The sequence below is a fragment of the Agarivorans sp. 2_MG-2023 genome, assembly GCF_030548085.1.
Classification (GTDB): domain Bacteria; phylum Pseudomonadota; class Gammaproteobacteria; order Enterobacterales; family Celerinatantimonadaceae; genus Agarivorans.
In genome coordinates this window covers 58,367-73,215 of record NZ_JAUORQ010000019.1, presented here as the reverse complement: position 1 = coordinate 73,215, position 14,849 = coordinate 58,367, and the positions used below count along the sequence as shown (strand labels likewise).

General features: G+C 45.3%; 14 protein-coding genes and 1 pseudogene. 8 read left to right on the top strand and 7 right to left on the bottom strand.

The window, feature by feature from the left end:
* A partial coding sequence (locus Q4549_RS20570) for a leucine-rich repeat domain-containing protein (protein ID WP_303554282.1) occupies window positions 1-3,007 on the top strand: 3,007 nt, incomplete at its 5' end.
* The gene (locus Q4549_RS20565) at window positions 2,989-3,216 is read left to right on the top strand and encodes a hypothetical protein (RefSeq protein WP_303554280.1); all 228 of its coding nucleotides are present in this window, start codon (window positions 2,989-2,991) and stop codon (window positions 3,214-3,216) included. The genes Q4549_RS20570 and Q4549_RS20565, both read left to right, overlap by 19 nt.
* 410 nt (window positions 3,217-3,626) lie before the next feature.
* Here the strand turns inward: Q4549_RS20565 and Q4549_RS20560 are convergent, their stop codons facing one another.
* The 4 genes and pseudogenes from Q4549_RS20560 to Q4549_RS20545 form a co-directional block, all read right to left on the bottom strand.
* A complete protein-coding gene (locus Q4549_RS20560; protein WP_303554278.1) occupies window positions 3,627-4,412 on the bottom strand; it encodes a CLCA_X family protein in 786 nt (261 codons plus the stop codon).
* Between the two features lie 213 nt (window positions 4,413-4,625).
* A pseudogene (locus tag Q4549_RS20555) lies at window positions 4,626-4,988 on the bottom strand (hypothetical protein); the annotation flags it as partial.
* Window positions 4,989-5,007: 19 nt separating this feature from the next.
* Window positions 5,008-5,379 (bottom strand): DUF805 domain-containing protein, encoded by a 372-nt coding sequence (locus Q4549_RS20550; RefSeq protein WP_303511415.1) that lies wholly within the window; start codon window positions 5,377-5,379, stop codon window positions 5,008-5,010.
* Between the two features lie 46 nt (window positions 5,380-5,425).
* Window positions 5,426-6,871: an ATP-binding cassette domain-containing protein gene (locus tag Q4549_RS20545; RefSeq protein ID WP_303554276.1), complete on the bottom strand. Its 1,446-nt coding sequence runs from the start codon at window positions 6,869-6,871 to the stop codon at window positions 5,426-5,428.
* Between the two features lie 184 nt (window positions 6,872-7,055).
* Here Q4549_RS20545 and Q4549_RS20540 point away from each other — a divergent pair, with 184 nt between their 5' ends.
* From Q4549_RS20540 to Q4549_RS20515, 6 genes are read left to right on the top strand one after another with little or no spacing between them, the layout of a single operon-like run.
* Window positions 7,056-8,183 carry a D-alanine--D-alanine ligase gene (locus Q4549_RS20540; protein ID WP_137674118.1) on the top strand — a complete coding sequence of 376 codons (1,128 nt, stop codon included), beginning with the start codon at window positions 7,056-7,058 and terminating at the stop codon, window positions 8,181-8,183.
* 10 nt (window positions 8,184-8,193) lie between these two features.
* Window positions 8,194-9,975 carry a lysophospholipid acyltransferase family protein gene (locus tag Q4549_RS20535; protein WP_303554274.1) on the top strand — a complete coding sequence of 594 codons (1,782 nt, stop codon included), beginning with the start codon at window positions 8,194-8,196 and terminating at the stop codon, window positions 9,973-9,975.
* A complete protein-coding gene (locus Q4549_RS20530; protein WP_137674120.1) occupies window positions 9,959-10,471 on the top strand; it encodes a DinB family protein in 513 nt (170 codons plus the stop codon). Before Q4549_RS20535 ends, Q4549_RS20530 begins: the two co-directional genes overlap by 17 nt.
* Complete coding sequence (locus Q4549_RS20525) at window positions 10,472-11,263, top strand: NRDE family protein (RefSeq protein ID WP_303554271.1); 792 nt, start codon at window positions 10,472-10,474, stop codon at window positions 11,261-11,263.
* Window positions 11,260-11,691, top strand: a complete 432-nt coding sequence (locus tag Q4549_RS20520) for a YHS domain-containing (seleno)protein (protein WP_303554270.1) — start codon at window positions 11,260-11,262, stop codon at window positions 11,689-11,691. Before Q4549_RS20525 ends, Q4549_RS20520 begins: the two co-directional genes overlap by 4 nt.
* Window positions 11,688-12,086, top strand: coding sequence for a hypothetical protein (locus tag Q4549_RS20515; RefSeq protein WP_303554267.1), 399 nt, complete (start codon window positions 11,688-11,690; stop codon window positions 12,084-12,086). Before Q4549_RS20520 ends, Q4549_RS20515 begins: the two co-directional genes overlap by 4 nt.
* On the opposite strand, the gene Q4549_RS20510 is transcribed toward Q4549_RS20515, so the two are convergent.
* The 3 genes from Q4549_RS20510 to Q4549_RS20500 form a co-directional block, all read right to left on the bottom strand.
* Window positions 12,087-12,593, bottom strand: coding sequence for a hypothetical protein (locus tag Q4549_RS20510; protein WP_303554265.1), 507 nt, complete (start codon window positions 12,591-12,593; stop codon window positions 12,087-12,089). It lies immediately after the preceding gene.
* 104 nt (window positions 12,594-12,697) lie between these two features.
* On the bottom strand, window positions 12,698-12,844 hold the full coding sequence (locus tag Q4549_RS20505; protein ID WP_154675877.1) for a hypothetical protein: 147 nt from the start codon (window positions 12,842-12,844) through the stop codon (window positions 12,698-12,700).
* 177 nt (window positions 12,845-13,021) lie between these two features.
* Window positions 13,022-14,848: a sensor domain-containing diguanylate cyclase gene (locus Q4549_RS20500; protein ID WP_303554263.1), complete on the bottom strand. Its 1,827-nt coding sequence runs from the start codon at window positions 14,846-14,848 to the stop codon at window positions 13,022-13,024.
* Window position 14,849: the final 1 nt, after the last annotated feature.

Below are 14,849 nucleotides of genomic sequence, written 5' to 3'. Positions count from 1 at the left end.
GGCGGGCATTGAGGGGCTGGAGCATTTAACTGAGCTGCGTTGCTATGGCAACCAACTGCAAAGCTTGGCGGGCATTGGGGAGCTGGAACAATTAACTAAATTGGATTGCTCTGACAACCCACTGCAAAGCTTGGTGGGCATTGGGGAGCTGAAGCAATTAACTCAATTGGATTGCTCTAACAACCAACTGCAAAGCTTGGTGGGCATTGGGGAGCTGAAGCAATTAACTCAATTGGATTGCTCTGACAACCAAATGCAAAGCTTAGCGGGTATTGAGGGGCTGAAGCTATTAACTATACTGGATTGCTCTTTCAACGAACTGCAAAGCCTGGCGGGCATTGAGGGGCTGGAGCAATTAACTAAACTGGATTGCTCTGACAACCAACTGCAAAGCTTGGTGGGCATTGGGGAGCTGAAACAATTAACTCAATTGGATTGCTCTGACAACCAACTGCAAAGCTTGGTGGGCATTGGGGAGCTGAAGCAATTAACTCAATTGGGTTGCTCTGACAACCAACTGCAAAGCTTGGTGGGCATTGGGGAGCTGGAGCAATTAACTCAATTGGATTGCTCTGACAACCAAATGCAAAGCTTAGCGGGTATTGAGGGGCTGAAGCTATTAACTATACTGGATTGCTCTTTCAACGAACTGCAAAGCCTGGCGGGTATTGAGGAGCTGGAGCAATTAACTACACTGGATTGCTCTTACAGCCAACTGCAAAGCTTGGTGGGCATTGAGGGGCTGGAGCAGTTAACTACACTGGATTGCTCTTACAGCCAACTGCAAAGCTTGGTGGGCATTGAGGGGCTGGAGCAGTTAACTAAGCTGCGTTGCTCTGACAACCAACTGCAAAGCTTGGTGGGCATTGGGGAGCTGAAACAATTAACTCAATTGGATTGCTCTGACAACCAACTGCAAAGCTTGGTGGGCATTGGGGAGCTGAAGCAATTAACTCAATTGGGTTGCTCTGACAACCAACTGCAAAGCTTAGCGGGTATTGAGGGGCTGGAACAATTAACTACACTGGATTGCTCTGGCAACCCTGTTAGACACATACCACATAGTCTGCTGGATGATATCGACGGTCTTCGGGACTATTGGCTTGATGTTAAGAACAGTGGCGCACAAAAAAACAATCGTCACAAATTGCTTTTGCTGGGCAATGGCCGGGTTGGCAAAACCACTCTCGCTAACGCTTTGGTTGAGCAAGGCCTTCAACAAGACAAACCAAGCTGCGAATCCACCATTGGTATTTCGTTAAAAAATTGGCGCATTAGCGAAGGAGAGCATGACTGGTTAGTCCGTATTTGGGACTTTGGCGGCCAAGAGCTCTACCATGCTACCCATCGTTTGTTTCAGTCTCAAAGTGGAATCTATTGCGTTCTTTGGGCCGAAGATACTGATGAAGAAGAACACGAACACCAACACACACTTCGTTATTGGTTAGATTTGGTGACTGATAACACTATCGATAGCTCTGTTATTGTGGTGAAAAACCAAATTGACCGTTCTCATAGTAAAGGGAACTTTCATCCAGACTTAGAGGGGCAACCCTATTGTTCCCTGCAACACTTCCCATTAAGTGCGTTGAAGTATCAAAATGTTGGCTCTCTTGAAGCGGCTATAAAGGAGTGCCTTAGAGCTCAAAGTGAGCTCATTACGCAAATACCAAACTCTTGGGTTAAAGTGCGCGAGCTCCTCGAATTGCAAGGCAATATGATGAGTAAAGAGGCCTTCAAACAATTATGCCAAGAGCAAGGGATAAACCAAGCAGAAGCCTTACTTAACTACCTGTATAAATGCGGCGATGTGTTTTATCGCAAAAACCATTTCAGTGAAACTATTTTCATTGATCAGAACTGGGCGCTTAACGCTATTTATCGTTTGTTTGAACAAAGTAAGAGCTTCTATAGCCCTCGAAATATTATTCAAGGTAGTGGTGGGAAAATCACAGGCAAGGAGCTTTGCGAAATTTTCCGAGGCGACTACGAGCTGAACGATGTCCAGGTCTTTGTGGAGTTCATGCTGCAAAGTCAGATGATATTCTGCCTCAATGAATCTTCTGATTGTGCCTCCCTCTCTTTTTCACCTGACAATGTATATGTAGTAACTGCTTTGCTACCAGAGGAGCCAGACAAAGCACTATTGCTCCCTAAAGAAGCTTACTTTCAATATAAGCTTCACTACAAGTGGATGCACCGTCTTGCTATCGAGAAGTTGATTGCGGAGTGTAGTCACCTATCCGCAGAGCACGCTTGGTGGCGAAATGGTATTCGTATAGCATTTAATGATAAAGTCATTTGTAACATTGTGGCGGACAACAAAAAGGCTACTCTGACGCTGGCATTTTGGGGGAAGGCTGCGGATATCAAAGATGCTCTTCCGCGTATTGTAAAAACGATTGAACATACAAGAGTCGCTCCTCCTCATTGTGAGAGTGTCTCGATAGGCGGTCAAGCCTGGTGCCACTTGGCAGAGGTCAAACAGCACGCGCTGCTAGGTCGCTATGTAATAGATAGCCAAGGTAAGCGCCAAGAAGGCTTGGCGTATTTTGAAATGTTGGACATTGAATGTGAAGACATCACAACTGCTTCAGCTTCACCTGAACCTATACATACTATTAATAACTACGGAAATCTCAATTATATGCAGGATAATAGTCGAAATAATGTGAAATCACCGGGCGCTGTAGCTGGCGACATTAGCAATTCAAGTGTGACGATTAGTATAGGTAAGACTCAACAAGATAGAAATGAGCGCCTTACAGAGCTTAAAGCCTTGATTCAAGAAATTAAGGGATCTTCGTTGGCTGGCAAAGAACAGCATGCTGCGCACCTAGAAACAATCCAGCAAGAGTTTGAAGAGGCTGAACCAGATCACGATTTTATTGGCAAGTCTCTAAAGCGATTTTCTCGCATTTTGGATAGCCTTGAAACCGGTCAGGAGCTCTATGTACGTACCGCGACACTTTTAACCAGGTTTGGTCTGTGTGGTCTGGTCCCTTAACGGTAATTTCAGAACCAGAGTTTCATGCTGATACTGATCGATTGTTTTTCAAAGTAAAAGAAGCCCAAGCGACACGTATTTGCCTTGACAGCGGATTTAGTTACCTACAGCTTTGGAAAGATGGAGAAATTGCTCAGTTGGTAGAAAAATGTAACAAGCGCATTAAATCTGACGTCTCTCATTGTCCGATTCAGCGATACTTAATTTAATCCAGCATACTATTAGACAAGTAATCACCGTAACTCATTTTTGTCCAAAAACGTGCTAGCGGTTATCGTGCTGGCACGCTCTCGATAAGAATGAGATAGACCATAGATACGCAATAGTAAATTTAAAGCGAAACGCCAATTAAATACCAACACAAACACTTTACTTACACACTTAAATTAATAGCCTGATATGTTTTAATGATTTCAACTTCTCGCGGGGGGGGGCGAGAAAATGAAAAGTACCTCAGCATAACCACGCCTTTTGAAAACCATGATACCAACATTATTTAACAGTGGAATTGAGTTTCACGAATGACCGATATTCTTCCAAAGCCAATACCCTTATTGAGTTCATACTTGTAACTAGACTTATTGGCTCGTGTCAGACAAATCAGATTTATCAAACTTTACTATATCAAACGTCCAAGCAGGGCAAAGTAGTTAAGCAATGTTGGTTTAATCTCGGATAAATGCGCTAGGGTAGGATAAGCTCCCATTTTAGCCATCTCACTTTTCTGAGTCCCACTGACCAAATACTGATTCTTTATCTCACTTTGGTACTGAATAACGGCCTCAAAGGCTCGTGCGAACAGCTCCGTAGGTTCGCTAAAATAACACCTGCCCAACTCTTTATCCAATACCAAGGCCTGTTTAACAAAATTACCATGAGCCTCTGTTGTAGGCGTAAAAACAGAGCCAAACAGTTCAGCCAGTGCATCATTTAACGGGTGAGGTTTCATAACTTCATTGCGGATCCACCTTTGACTAGCAAATTGGAAGGTATCGCCACCATTAACAAAAGCTTTATCAGCAACGTGATTATCGAATCCATGAATCCATTCATGAGCTAAAGCCCCAGAGCCTGCATTTTTTGCTAGCGCAAGCGTTCGAGAGGCCGGAGCATAATGAGCTTGAACTGTTGGGTTTCCACCGTGACCAAACGCAAGTCGTAATTGTCCTCTAAGGCCAATAAGAACAGGCGGTACATTGAGGACAAAAGCTAAATCAGCCATCGCATCAAATATAAGGTTTGCGGCGATCTGCTGCTCTTCACGGCTCACCCAACGGCCAACTGTCACTCCTAACAATCCGAATTGTTCGCGAACTTCACCAAAAGACACATCATCACCAAAGCGGTAATCAGGGCCTTTACGATAATGATTCTGCCGGAGACGGCTGATATGGCTAGCATTCATAGTCGCAACTATGACGTAGTCACAATGTCTGCACAAGCGTATTTCTGGAACGACTTAAGGAAAATACTATTGAGTAACTTAGAACTACAACTCTTAAACAGGCACGACGAGTTTGATTATACCATCAAATCAAAAACCACATTGAGCCCATATAAATAGACTCACTAACACAGCTTATACTAATTTGATTATAAATTTACCCTACATACATGGCTCATGAGCCAAAGCCCCAGCTCCGGCATTTTTTGCAAGGGCTAAGGTTTGGCTACCCGGAGCATAATGCGCTTGCACATTACGCTGGCCGCCAGTGCCAAAAGCTAAATTTAGGCTATTGCGCAAACCCAAGGCCTTAGGCGGCAAATTTAACAAAAATGCTAAATCTGCCAAGGCATCAAATACTAAACTGGCCGCGCGCTGCTTTTCTGCTTTGGTCACCCAAGCGCCAATCGCTAGCCCAGCAAAACCAAAAGTGTGTTTTACATCGGCAAAATCCACTTCATCCCCATGCCGATAATCTGGGCCACGACGATAGTATTCACGCTGTAAGCCGGTACCTTTATTGTCATTCAAAGACATCAGTAAGCACGTGCTTGCATTAAGCGTGAGTCAATTTGGGGTTCGCACCGTACTGGTTGCTCTCAGATTGGCTGTCTGAACAAAAGAAGTACAACAATACCAGTACCCCAATGATTGGCAGTAACACTATCCATAACCACCAGCCAGTACGACCAGTATCGTGTAAACGACGCATCGCCACACCAATAGAAGGTAGCAACACCGCAATACCATAAATACTGCCTAATATGCCCATTCCAGATTCTACGTTCACCGAGCCAATAGCTTGGTCAACAACACTCAGCAACACGCTCACAATGCTGTTAATCAGCACAAACATCCAATATTCTTTGCGACGAGAACGGCCTGAAAAAACCAAATACTGCTTAAGTACGCCAATGTACCACTGCATAAATCTGCCTCTATATAAACGGTTAAAACGTGCTAGCCACTCAGTGTTATTGAGTAAGCTCTCTGGTAGTTGAACTAACCCGCACTGCGCCATCATCAAAATCTACAAAGTGCTTAATGCTGGGTAGCGCATCCTCTTGATGATGAGTCACATACACTAAGTGACTCAGGGTATTTTTAGCCACTAATTCTAGAGCATTAATCACCGTGCTGCGATGCAAAAAGTCTAAGCCTTGGCAGGGTTCATCTAACAACAGCAAACTAGGCGCTTTTATCATCGCTCGTGCAATAATCAATAAACGCTGCTGGCCATAGGACAAAGATTTGAAATACTGTTTCTCTAGCGCTTGCATACCAAAAAGTTGCAGCCATAAACGGGCTTGAGCCAGCTCTAATTCACTGGGCTGTTGATAGATGCCAATAGAGTCATAAAGCCCGGACAACACCACCTCTATGGCGCTACAGTTAACTCGGTATTGTAAATGCAGCGCTGCTGATACCATGCCAATACGCTGCTTAACCTGCCAAATGCTCTCGCCAGAGCCACGTTGGTAACCCAAGACCTGAATGTGATTACTGTAACACTGTGGGTGGTCACCAAAAATCAGATTTAATAATGTGCTTTTACCACAACCATTAGGCCCTCGTACCTGCCAATGCTGGCCTCGGCTTATTTGCCAGTCCAATCCATTAAAAATCGTCTCGCCAGCGTAACTCACACTCCCTTGAGTAATAGAAAACAATGGTTCTGGAATATCTTGTTGCTGATGTTGCCGCAGCGCTTCCACTATTGCCATTGACTGCTTCGCGGCCAATCTCTCCAACATTTTCCGTTCTGGATGCTCCCGCCACTGCTCAATGGTGAGTTGTTGGCTTAAACCCTCCTCATCTAACACCGCTACATGGCTAATTGATGCTGGCAACTCTTCGTCTCGCGAGGTAATAATCACCAGTTGGCAGCACTCGGATAACACCTCTAGCAGCTGCAATAAGTTTTGCTGATGAGCAATATCTAGCCCAGCAAAGGGTTCATCAAGGATCAATAACTGAGGTTCAGTTAACAAGGCACGCGCTAGCATTAAACGGCGAGTTTCACCGGTAGACAACATTCTAAAACCGCGTTCAAGCAAGTGGCTTAAGTCGCATTGCTCAAGCACTTCACTTATCTTTTGCGAATCGCTGCCGCTGATTGCTAATAGCTCGGCCACACTGTGGCCAGCATCAATTTCATCGCTAAAGTCGCTGTCATCTTCTGCCAATTCATTTTCTAGCAACGCTTGCTGTAGCTCTAAGGATACCAGCGCTACTCGCTCTGGTCGGCCTTGGCACTCGCCTCGCTCTGCACTTAACTCACCATTTAGCCAGGCACCAAACAAAGATTTACCACTGCCGCTATGGCCAAAAATTGCCCAATGCTGACCTACGGCTAATTCCCAATGCTTTATGTTTAACTGTCGCTCACCTACCACCAACAGTAAATCTTCAACAATCATTTCGCCTGCCTATCCTAAAGTCTTACATTTAATCGTAACTATCTTCGCTTAGACTGAAGGATTAATACACCGTATTGGGTTAATCATTGAGCTGAACTAGACTAAATCTAACGGAGTTTGAATTATTTATCAGCTTACGCAGGTCTGATAAGACAGATAACATGCAACAGGAAGTGCCGACACTGTGACCGAACAATTAAACAACCAGTCTTCTAGCCCCTACGTATCGCCGGGCATGCCCGCGCTAGATATGAACGGTAAAACCACTTCTTTTTTTGAATTTTGGCCTACTTGGGCTGTTTATATTCCGGTTGTGCTGCAATGGCTGGTATTAGGTTTACGCCACCGTTCGTTTACCCTTCCCTTATTAGCCAACCCTAAACTGCCTCTGGCAGGTATGGTAGGAGTTGGCAAAAGTGAACTATTAGCCCAAGCCACCGGCCACTGTGATGCCGCGGTATTATCTTGGATGAAGGTCAACCGCACTGGCGCGCCAATAGAACATCAAGTAGAAGATTTACAGCAGCAAATGCAACAGCGCGGGTTGGCATTTCCGCTAGTGGGAAAACCAGATATTGGCTGTCGTGGTGCAGGCGTAAAACTGCTGCATAACCAGCAGCAGCTGCGAGACTGTTTAGATAACTACCCGATTAATTCAGCGTTAATGCTGCAGAAATTGGCCACTTATGAAGCCGAAGCAGGGGTGTTTTTTGTTCGCCATCCCGATAAACCAGAGGGCGAAATCATTTCGCTGGCACTTAAATACACACCTTATGTAGTCGGTGACGGCAAATCCACCCTCAAGCAATTGATTCAAGCCGATCCCCGCGCCAGTGAGTTACAGCACTTATATTTAAGTCGTCATCAAGACAAGCTTGAACAGGTTATTGAAGAGGGCAGCCCCTACAAATTGGTGTTTGCTGCCAGCCATTGCCGCGGCGCTATTTTTAGAGATGCCAATGCCTTAATTACCCCAGAGCTAAACAACGCAGTGAATCAAATGATGGCTGATTTGCCAGAGTTTTATTACGGACGTATGGACATTAAATTTGCCGACATTGACCACCTACAGCAAGGAAAGAACCTAGAGATTGTTGAAATAAACAGTGCCAGCTCAGAGTCCTTACACATTTGGGATAGAAAAACCCCTTTTCTCGAGGCCATGCGCTCTTTGTTATTTCAATATAAAACGCTATTTGAACTTGGTGCAGCTAACCGCAAGCGCGGCTATCAACCACCCAAATTTAAAGAGCTGCTAGTACGCTGGAAACACGAACGTGAGCTCACCGCCTGTTATCCAGAAACGGATTAAGGAGTAATCCATGCAGAATAAGAAAAATCCTTTTCGGCTCAGTATGCGCCCGCAGTGGCTAGCACGCATCATTGAAAAAGGCTTGGCACTAAGCCAACTAGCCAAGCACTACGATGAGCGCCCTCGTTTTGCAGATGATGGCAAAACTGCCTTACATTTCTTACGCCACACCATGCGCTGTTTAGATTTTTCATTACTGGCCAACAACCCAGAGGTACTAAAAGACATACCGCAACAAGGCCCGCTGTTAATTGTGGCTAATCACCCACTGGGTGGTTTAGAAGGCGTTGCCATGAGCGAGTTATTGTTGCAAGTACGCCCTGACTTAAAAGTACTCACTAATGAGTTACTGGCGAATATTCCTGAATTTGAAGACTTGTTTATTGGCGTAGATGTATTGTCAGAAAACGCCGCCAAGAAAAATGCCCGTGGGATCAGAGTGTCTTGCCAGCACCTTTCTAAAGGCGGCGCATTAATGATCTACCCAGCGGGCATGGTGTCGGCGATTAATACTGAAAATGGCCAGATTGAAGACCGTGACTGGAACAATTTGGTGGGCCGTTTAGCAAAACGTTATAAAGCGCATGTATTGCCCTGTTTTGTAAGTGGCCGTAATTCTAAGTTATTTTATTTAGCAGGTTTAATACATCGCCGCCTGCGTACCGCGATGCTACCACGTGAGTTGATAAACAAACGCGGCCGTGAATTTACCATGCAAATTGGCGAGTTAATAAAACCCAAAGATTACCAAGACTTAAGTGATGAACAAGCGGTCACAGACTACCTTCGCGTAGCCACCGACTTGCTGAGTTTACCGCTCAACCCTCAAGCTAAAGTCCCCCCTAAACATCCTCCACTGCACTTAGTGGAATGTTTACCCAATGGCCGACAAAACTTACGCGACCAGCTAGACACATTAGAAGATTGTGCATTGGTGACTCATCGTAATTTTACCGTTTACTGTGCCCCCTACCAACGGCTTGGCCCAATTATGGACGAGATAGCCTTAGCGCGTGAGGTCACCTTTAGAGCCGCTGGCGAAGGTACCGGTAAAAATCTAGATAGTGACCAGTTCGACCCTCACTATCTACATTTATTTGTGTGGGATAACGACACTCACTGCTTGGTGGGAGGATACCGACTCGGTCACGCCAACGAAGTGGTAGAAAAACATGGCATTAACGCCTTGTACAGCCGTTCGCTTTACGACTTTGATCAAAACTATTTAAAACGGATGGGTGATTGCTTAGAAATGGGCCGCTCGTTTGTTGTACCTAAATATCAGCGTCATCCTCGAGCGCTGGATTTGTTATGGCAGGGCATTGGTCATTACGTGGCTAAGCATCCGCAATATCACACCTTGTTTGGGTGTGTGAGCATTTCCCAAGAACACTCAGAGCTCGCTCAAGCCTTTATTTCAGACTCAATGATCTCTGCATTTCGTGCCGAACAACGGTATTTAAATGACGTAAAACCCATTGTACCCCTTAAAGTAAAAGGCAAAGTGTGGACCAGCAAAGTACTGGCGTCGTTAAGTAACATAGCCATATTAAACAAGTTAGTCGGCCAATGTGAACCGGGGAAATCGATCCCCATTTTACTTCGCCATTACTTGGCTCTAAATGGCCGCTTTGTCTGTTTCTCAGTGAATAACAGCTTTAACCAATCTTTAGACGGTTTGATTATTGTTGATCTAAGAAAAACCCCTGAGAAATATTTACGCCGTTACCTCGGTCAAACTGGTAGCAAGATATTTTTAAGTAAATGGAGAAAAAATGAAGCAGCTGCGTGAGGCTACCGTAGACGCACTTCAACAAGTGCAGCAACTAGTAGAAGCGAGTGAAGGAACACTCTATAACCAGCCTTCCATGCATAGTGAGTCGGGCATTGGTCGCCATGTGCGACATATACTGGACCATTTTTTAGCGCTACAACAAGGTCTTGATAAAGGCAGTATTGATTACAATACTCGCCATCGAGATAGTGATATTGAAAATAACCCTAGCCTTGCGTTGCAGTTAATTCAGCAGCTATCGAATTGGTTTTTGCATCCACAATCGGCAATTGATGAGCAGGCGATTAAAGTGGAATCAGAGATTTCGCTAAAGCAGCAACAAAGTATGCAGTTTGATAGCAGCCTCAGTCGCGAGCTTTGTTATCTCATCAATCATACTGTGCACCATGTGGCTTACGCCAAGTTAGTCGCCAAAGAGCTTGGTCTATTGGTAGACGAAAACATGGGCATTGCCCCTAGCACTGCCAGTTACTTGCGCCAACAGGGTTCTTAAATGTGTACGCTTAGCGTGTTGCGCCTTAATGAGCGCACCCTCGTCACCATGAACCGAGATGAAGCTCGCTCGCGCCATGAAGCAGGTTTAAAACAACAAGCTTCAGCGCTGACCGAAACCATCTATCCGGTAGACGGCCAAGCAGGAGGAACGTGGTTTGGTATTAATAACCATGGTGTGGTGCTAGCCTTACTCAATCGCTACCAAGATCCACAACATAGCCCTGCACCTACCCGTGGGAAAATCATCCCTCAGGCCTTATTACTTGGCGCGCCAAGCAAAGTAAGTGAACATTTAGCAGAGCAATGCTACCAGGGCTATAACCCTTTTGATCTAGTGTTAGTGGCTAATAACACTAGTGAGCATTTCACCTGGAATGGTCAGCTGCTCAGTCGAAGTCATATCAAACAAGCAGCCTTTCAGCTAAGTTCGTCTGCCCTCAATACCGAGCAAGTATTGGCAATTCGTAAACAACGCTTTGAACAATGGCTACACAGCACTCAAACCCGCAGCGCCGGCGCCGTGCTGCAAGATATTCATCTACAACAATGTCGGGATAATCGCGATCACTCAGTGTTAATGGATCGCGAAGATGCCCACAGTAAAAGCATTTGTCAGGTAGTACTTAGCCCACACACCAGCGAGCTTAATTACTACCCCGAGGCGAGCTTACAGATATGGCGAGAGCAGATCCACCAAGCCAACACTAAGCCACTCGTTACAGAACTGAATAAACAACACCATCAATATTCACTGCTTAACCGCAAATTCAGCGAAGAGGTATCATCATGAGAAAACTGCTATTAGCGCTTTTGTTTGTTTCTGGTTACAGTTTTGCCGCCGACCCCATTTACACTTCTTGGTTTAATAACCTAGCGATAAAGGGTTACGACAGTGTGGCCTACTTCACCGAAAACAAACCGGTAGAAGGTAAAGAAAGTTTTGAATATGAATGGCAAGGGGCGACTTGGCGCTTTAGCAGCGCCGACAACTTAGCTAAGTTTAGCGCCGAGCCTGAAAAATATGCTCCGCAATATGGTGGCTATTGCGCCTACGCTGTAGCCAAAGGTAAAACAGCCAGCATCGAACCGGAGCAATTCACCGTGCTAGACGGCAAGCTTTACCTCAATTACAACGCTAGCGTGCAAGAAAAATGGCTCACCAAACGCGATGACTATATTCAAAGTGCCGATAACAACTGGCCAAGCGTTATAGAATGATCGAACGCTACCGCCAGCTAGTTAACCAGCTAAGTCCTTGGCAAATAGCGCTGTTAGCCGCCTTGGTATACGGCGCTTGGGCCGCTTTTGTTAATAGCGAACATGGCAATGCCGTGGCGCTTAAAGCCGGTTTAGTGCAAGGCAGTTATGCTTTCGTTTCTACTTGGTTAATAAGCTTTATTGCCAAGAGGATGTTACTGCGGTGGGGCTTTAGTCAAACGGTGCGCTGGTCTGCCATGTCGGTAAGTTGGTTGGTGATGTTGGCCATTCCGGTGGTATTACATACTTGGCAAAAAACACCCGACTTAGTCGAGGCTATTTTACCTGGGCTTGCGATTGGCAGTTTGTATTTATGGAGTTATTGCCAGCAATTACAGGCACCGAAGCCAGAGTAATTATTGCTCGTGTTGGGATTTTTTAGCCTCGTGTTCTGGCGGCGGGATGACCGGGTTCAAATACGCAAAATCTATTTTGTCTTGCTCTTCTTTGGCTCTGCGGCGCTGCTGCTGATAGGCCTGTAAACGCTTAACTTTATGAGATTGAGGGTTGGTCCATGCCACATACAGCAGCAAACCCAAACTCAGCATGCTGGCGGTACTCAACAAAGCAGCAAAGGCAGACTCCACTAAGCTGGTAGCAAAAATCATATTGAGAATGTGTACCACCGCTACGCCGGTCAACATCAAGCGACCATGAAAACTATTATGCAGCAAGGAATACGCAGCGATGAGGCTTAGAAACAGTAATACTAAGGCGAATTCAAAACGTAGCGGAAATATCCAAATCCGTTGTAGCAGCAAATTATCGGCATAAGCGCCACTAAAAGCCGTCGCCAAAAATGCCAGTAAAGCACAGATGACATAAGCTGTAATGGCTAGTTTTAAAAATTTGGTATGACTCATACGCAGGCACTCACTCCTAGTCAGCCAATATTTATAGTATAAAACATATACGCCAATTAACTGATAAACAAGCTACTAAGTGGCTAGCCTGCGTAATAAGCCCGTTACTCTTGGCTTTCCATACCCAAGAAAAGCATCAGTTCTGCCGCCAGGGCCGCAGAACTAAGTGCTAAACCAGTCACAATAAAAATGCCGATGTATTTGCTTAACACAATACTTAACGCGAGAACCCGTAATAAACGTTCGTTCATCTTCCTCTCCTTGCAACACGCTATAGTGACCCATTGTTGTAAAATTGTTCGCCAATAGATGCGACCAAGCTCACCGCTTTACCCATGAATCATCAGATCAGCTAAGACCATGATCAGTAACAACAAGTATCAAGATAGAAGAAGTAATTGTAGGAATTTTGAACTGAAACAGAATCGCTATACGTCGAGGTCAAGTACCGCTCTATTGCGCCCTTGGTGCTTGGCTTTATACAAACATGTATCGGCCATTTCCAGTAAGTTGGTTGGGTCCAGCACATCATCTGGCTCCACCAATATACCGCCAAGGCTAATGGTTAATACTTCAGAAATCTGCGAGCCTTGGTGCTCAATATTTTGCGCCGATACCTCTTGAACTATCCGCTCTGCCATTTGCGGCAAATCTTGCTGATTAACATCGGAGAGCAATATCGCAAACTCTTCCCCACCGACTCGCGCCACACAATCTTCACTGCGTTTAACTACCGAAGATAGCGCTTTAGCTACCAGCTTTAAGGCCTCATCACCTTGCAGGTGACCATAGCGGTCGTTATAGGCTTTAAAGTAATCAATATCGGCCATCATTACTGCAATTTGCGAGCGATGACGCCTAGCACTAGCAATAGCGCGGTTTAATTCCCGTTTAAACGGTCGGCGGTTCACCAAGCCAGTGAGTTCGTCGGTTTCTGCTAATACTTGCAAGCGCTCATTCACTTGCAGTAATTCGTTTTGTAGTCGCGCCATAGCTAAGGCATTTTTCTCTTGAATTAACAAACCACTAATTGCCGCGGCAAACTGCCCAAGTAGCGCAATCTGGTGCTCGTCCCACAGTGCGCAATAGCTCAAACTGACACAATTAAGCAGGCCAAAGGCTTTGTTGCCATCACTTAACGGAAAACCGGCAAACGACTTAATACCATGCTGTTTAAGCAGCTTATATTCTTCTTTAGCTTGGCGCTTAATCTTCTCTACATCACTCACAACAATCGGCGCAACATTCACTAAACGCCGCTTAAGTTCACTTAATTGGCTTAGATCTATCGGCTCTATTGGCGCTAAATGGCCGGGCACACTCCATACGTCTCGGTAAATAGCCTGCTGGCGTTCAAACTCTAATATCACCACTCGCTCCACTGAAAACAAACTGCCAATCGCCGACGTTGCGCGCTGCAATAGGGCTTTAGAGTTTCTTGGGGTTTGATTAAGAAATGATAGCGATATCTCAGACAGCAACTGGTTAGCTTCGGTTTGCCAATTTAACAGTGCGGTACGTTGTTCTACGGTTTCCTCTAATATTTGACGGTGCTGATGAAGCTGTTGCTCGGCTTCTAGTCGGGCATCTAAACCACGTTGCAAACGTTGCTGCAATTGCTGCATTGAGCTCGCCACTAAACCAATTTCGTCATTACGCTGAATCAGCTTGCTAGGCAACTGCACTATTTGTTGCTCTTCGGTAAATATTTGATCGGCTGCCTCGGCCAAGCGGCGTAAGTCACCAGTCACTAAACGCCCAAGCAAAAGCAATATAATCAGGCTCATCAAAAAGGTTTTTAAGCCGTTAGTTAACAGTATCACCAAGGCTTGTTCGGCGATGTCTTGCTTTATTAACGACAAGTCTAAACCAACGGTTAGTTGGCCAATATCTCGTTCACGGTAACTAAGCATATAAACGTAGAATTTTTGGTTTAAATTGGCATCTCCAATACTCAAACTAATGCCATCGCCAGAGCTAAGGTTAACCGTGGCAACATATTGCTGCTGTACAAACCCCTGCAGTAACTCATCTAATAGCTGATAGTCTACATCCCAAATAGCCCGTTCTATGGCCGCCATATTGGCTTGATTGTATTCATCAACCCACCGCTCTGCATTTTTCACCGCACCAGAAAAATTGAAAGCAAGTTGCACTGCCACCGAGACCAGCGCAAATAGGGTGCTGGCACCCACGATTAAAATGAGTAATCTTTTGGCAATGGGAGTGTGTAGCTTGAAAGAACCTTTCACCATA

Bases quoted from the DNA above. Each gene is read 5' to 3' on its own strand.
- Q4549_RS20510 (WP_303554265.1), bottom strand. From the start codon at position 12,593: ATGAGTCATACCAAATTTTTAAAACTAGCCATTACAGCTTATGTCATC.
- Q4549_RS20550 (WP_303511415.1), bottom strand. From the start codon at position 5,379: ATGCAGTGGTACATTGGCGTACTTAAGCAGTATTTGGTTTTTTCAGGC.
- Q4549_RS20515 (WP_303554267.1), top strand. From the start codon at position 11,688: ATGATCGAACGCTACCGCCAGCTAGTTAACCAGCTAAGTCCTTGGCAA.
- Q4549_RS20530 (WP_137674120.1), top strand. From the start codon at position 9,959: ATGAAGCAGCTGCGTGAGGCTACCGTAGACGCACTTCAACAAGTGCAG.
- Q4549_RS20505 (WP_154675877.1), bottom strand. From the start codon at position 12,844: ATGAACGAACGTTTATTACGGGTTCTCGCGTTAAGTATTGTGTTAAGC.
- Q4549_RS20520 (WP_303554270.1), top strand. From the start codon at position 11,260: ATGAGAAAACTGCTATTAGCGCTTTTGTTTGTTTCTGGTTACAGTTTT.
- Q4549_RS20545 (WP_303554276.1), bottom strand. From the start codon at position 6,871: ATGATTGTTGAAGATTTACTGTTGGTGGTAGGTGAGCGACAGTTAAAC.
- Q4549_RS20500 (WP_303554263.1), bottom strand. From the start codon at position 14,848: ATGGTGAAAGGTTCTTTCAAGCTACACACTCCCATTGCCAAAAGATTA.
- Q4549_RS20525 (WP_303554271.1), top strand. From the start codon at position 10,472: ATGTGTACGCTTAGCGTGTTGCGCCTTAATGAGCGCACCCTCGTCACC.
- Q4549_RS20535 (WP_303554274.1), top strand. From the start codon at position 8,194: ATGCAGAATAAGAAAAATCCTTTTCGGCTCAGTATGCGCCCGCAGTGG.
- Q4549_RS20560 (WP_303554278.1), bottom strand. From the start codon at position 4,412: ATGAATGCTAGCCATATCAGCCGTCTCCGGCAGAATCATTATCGTAAA.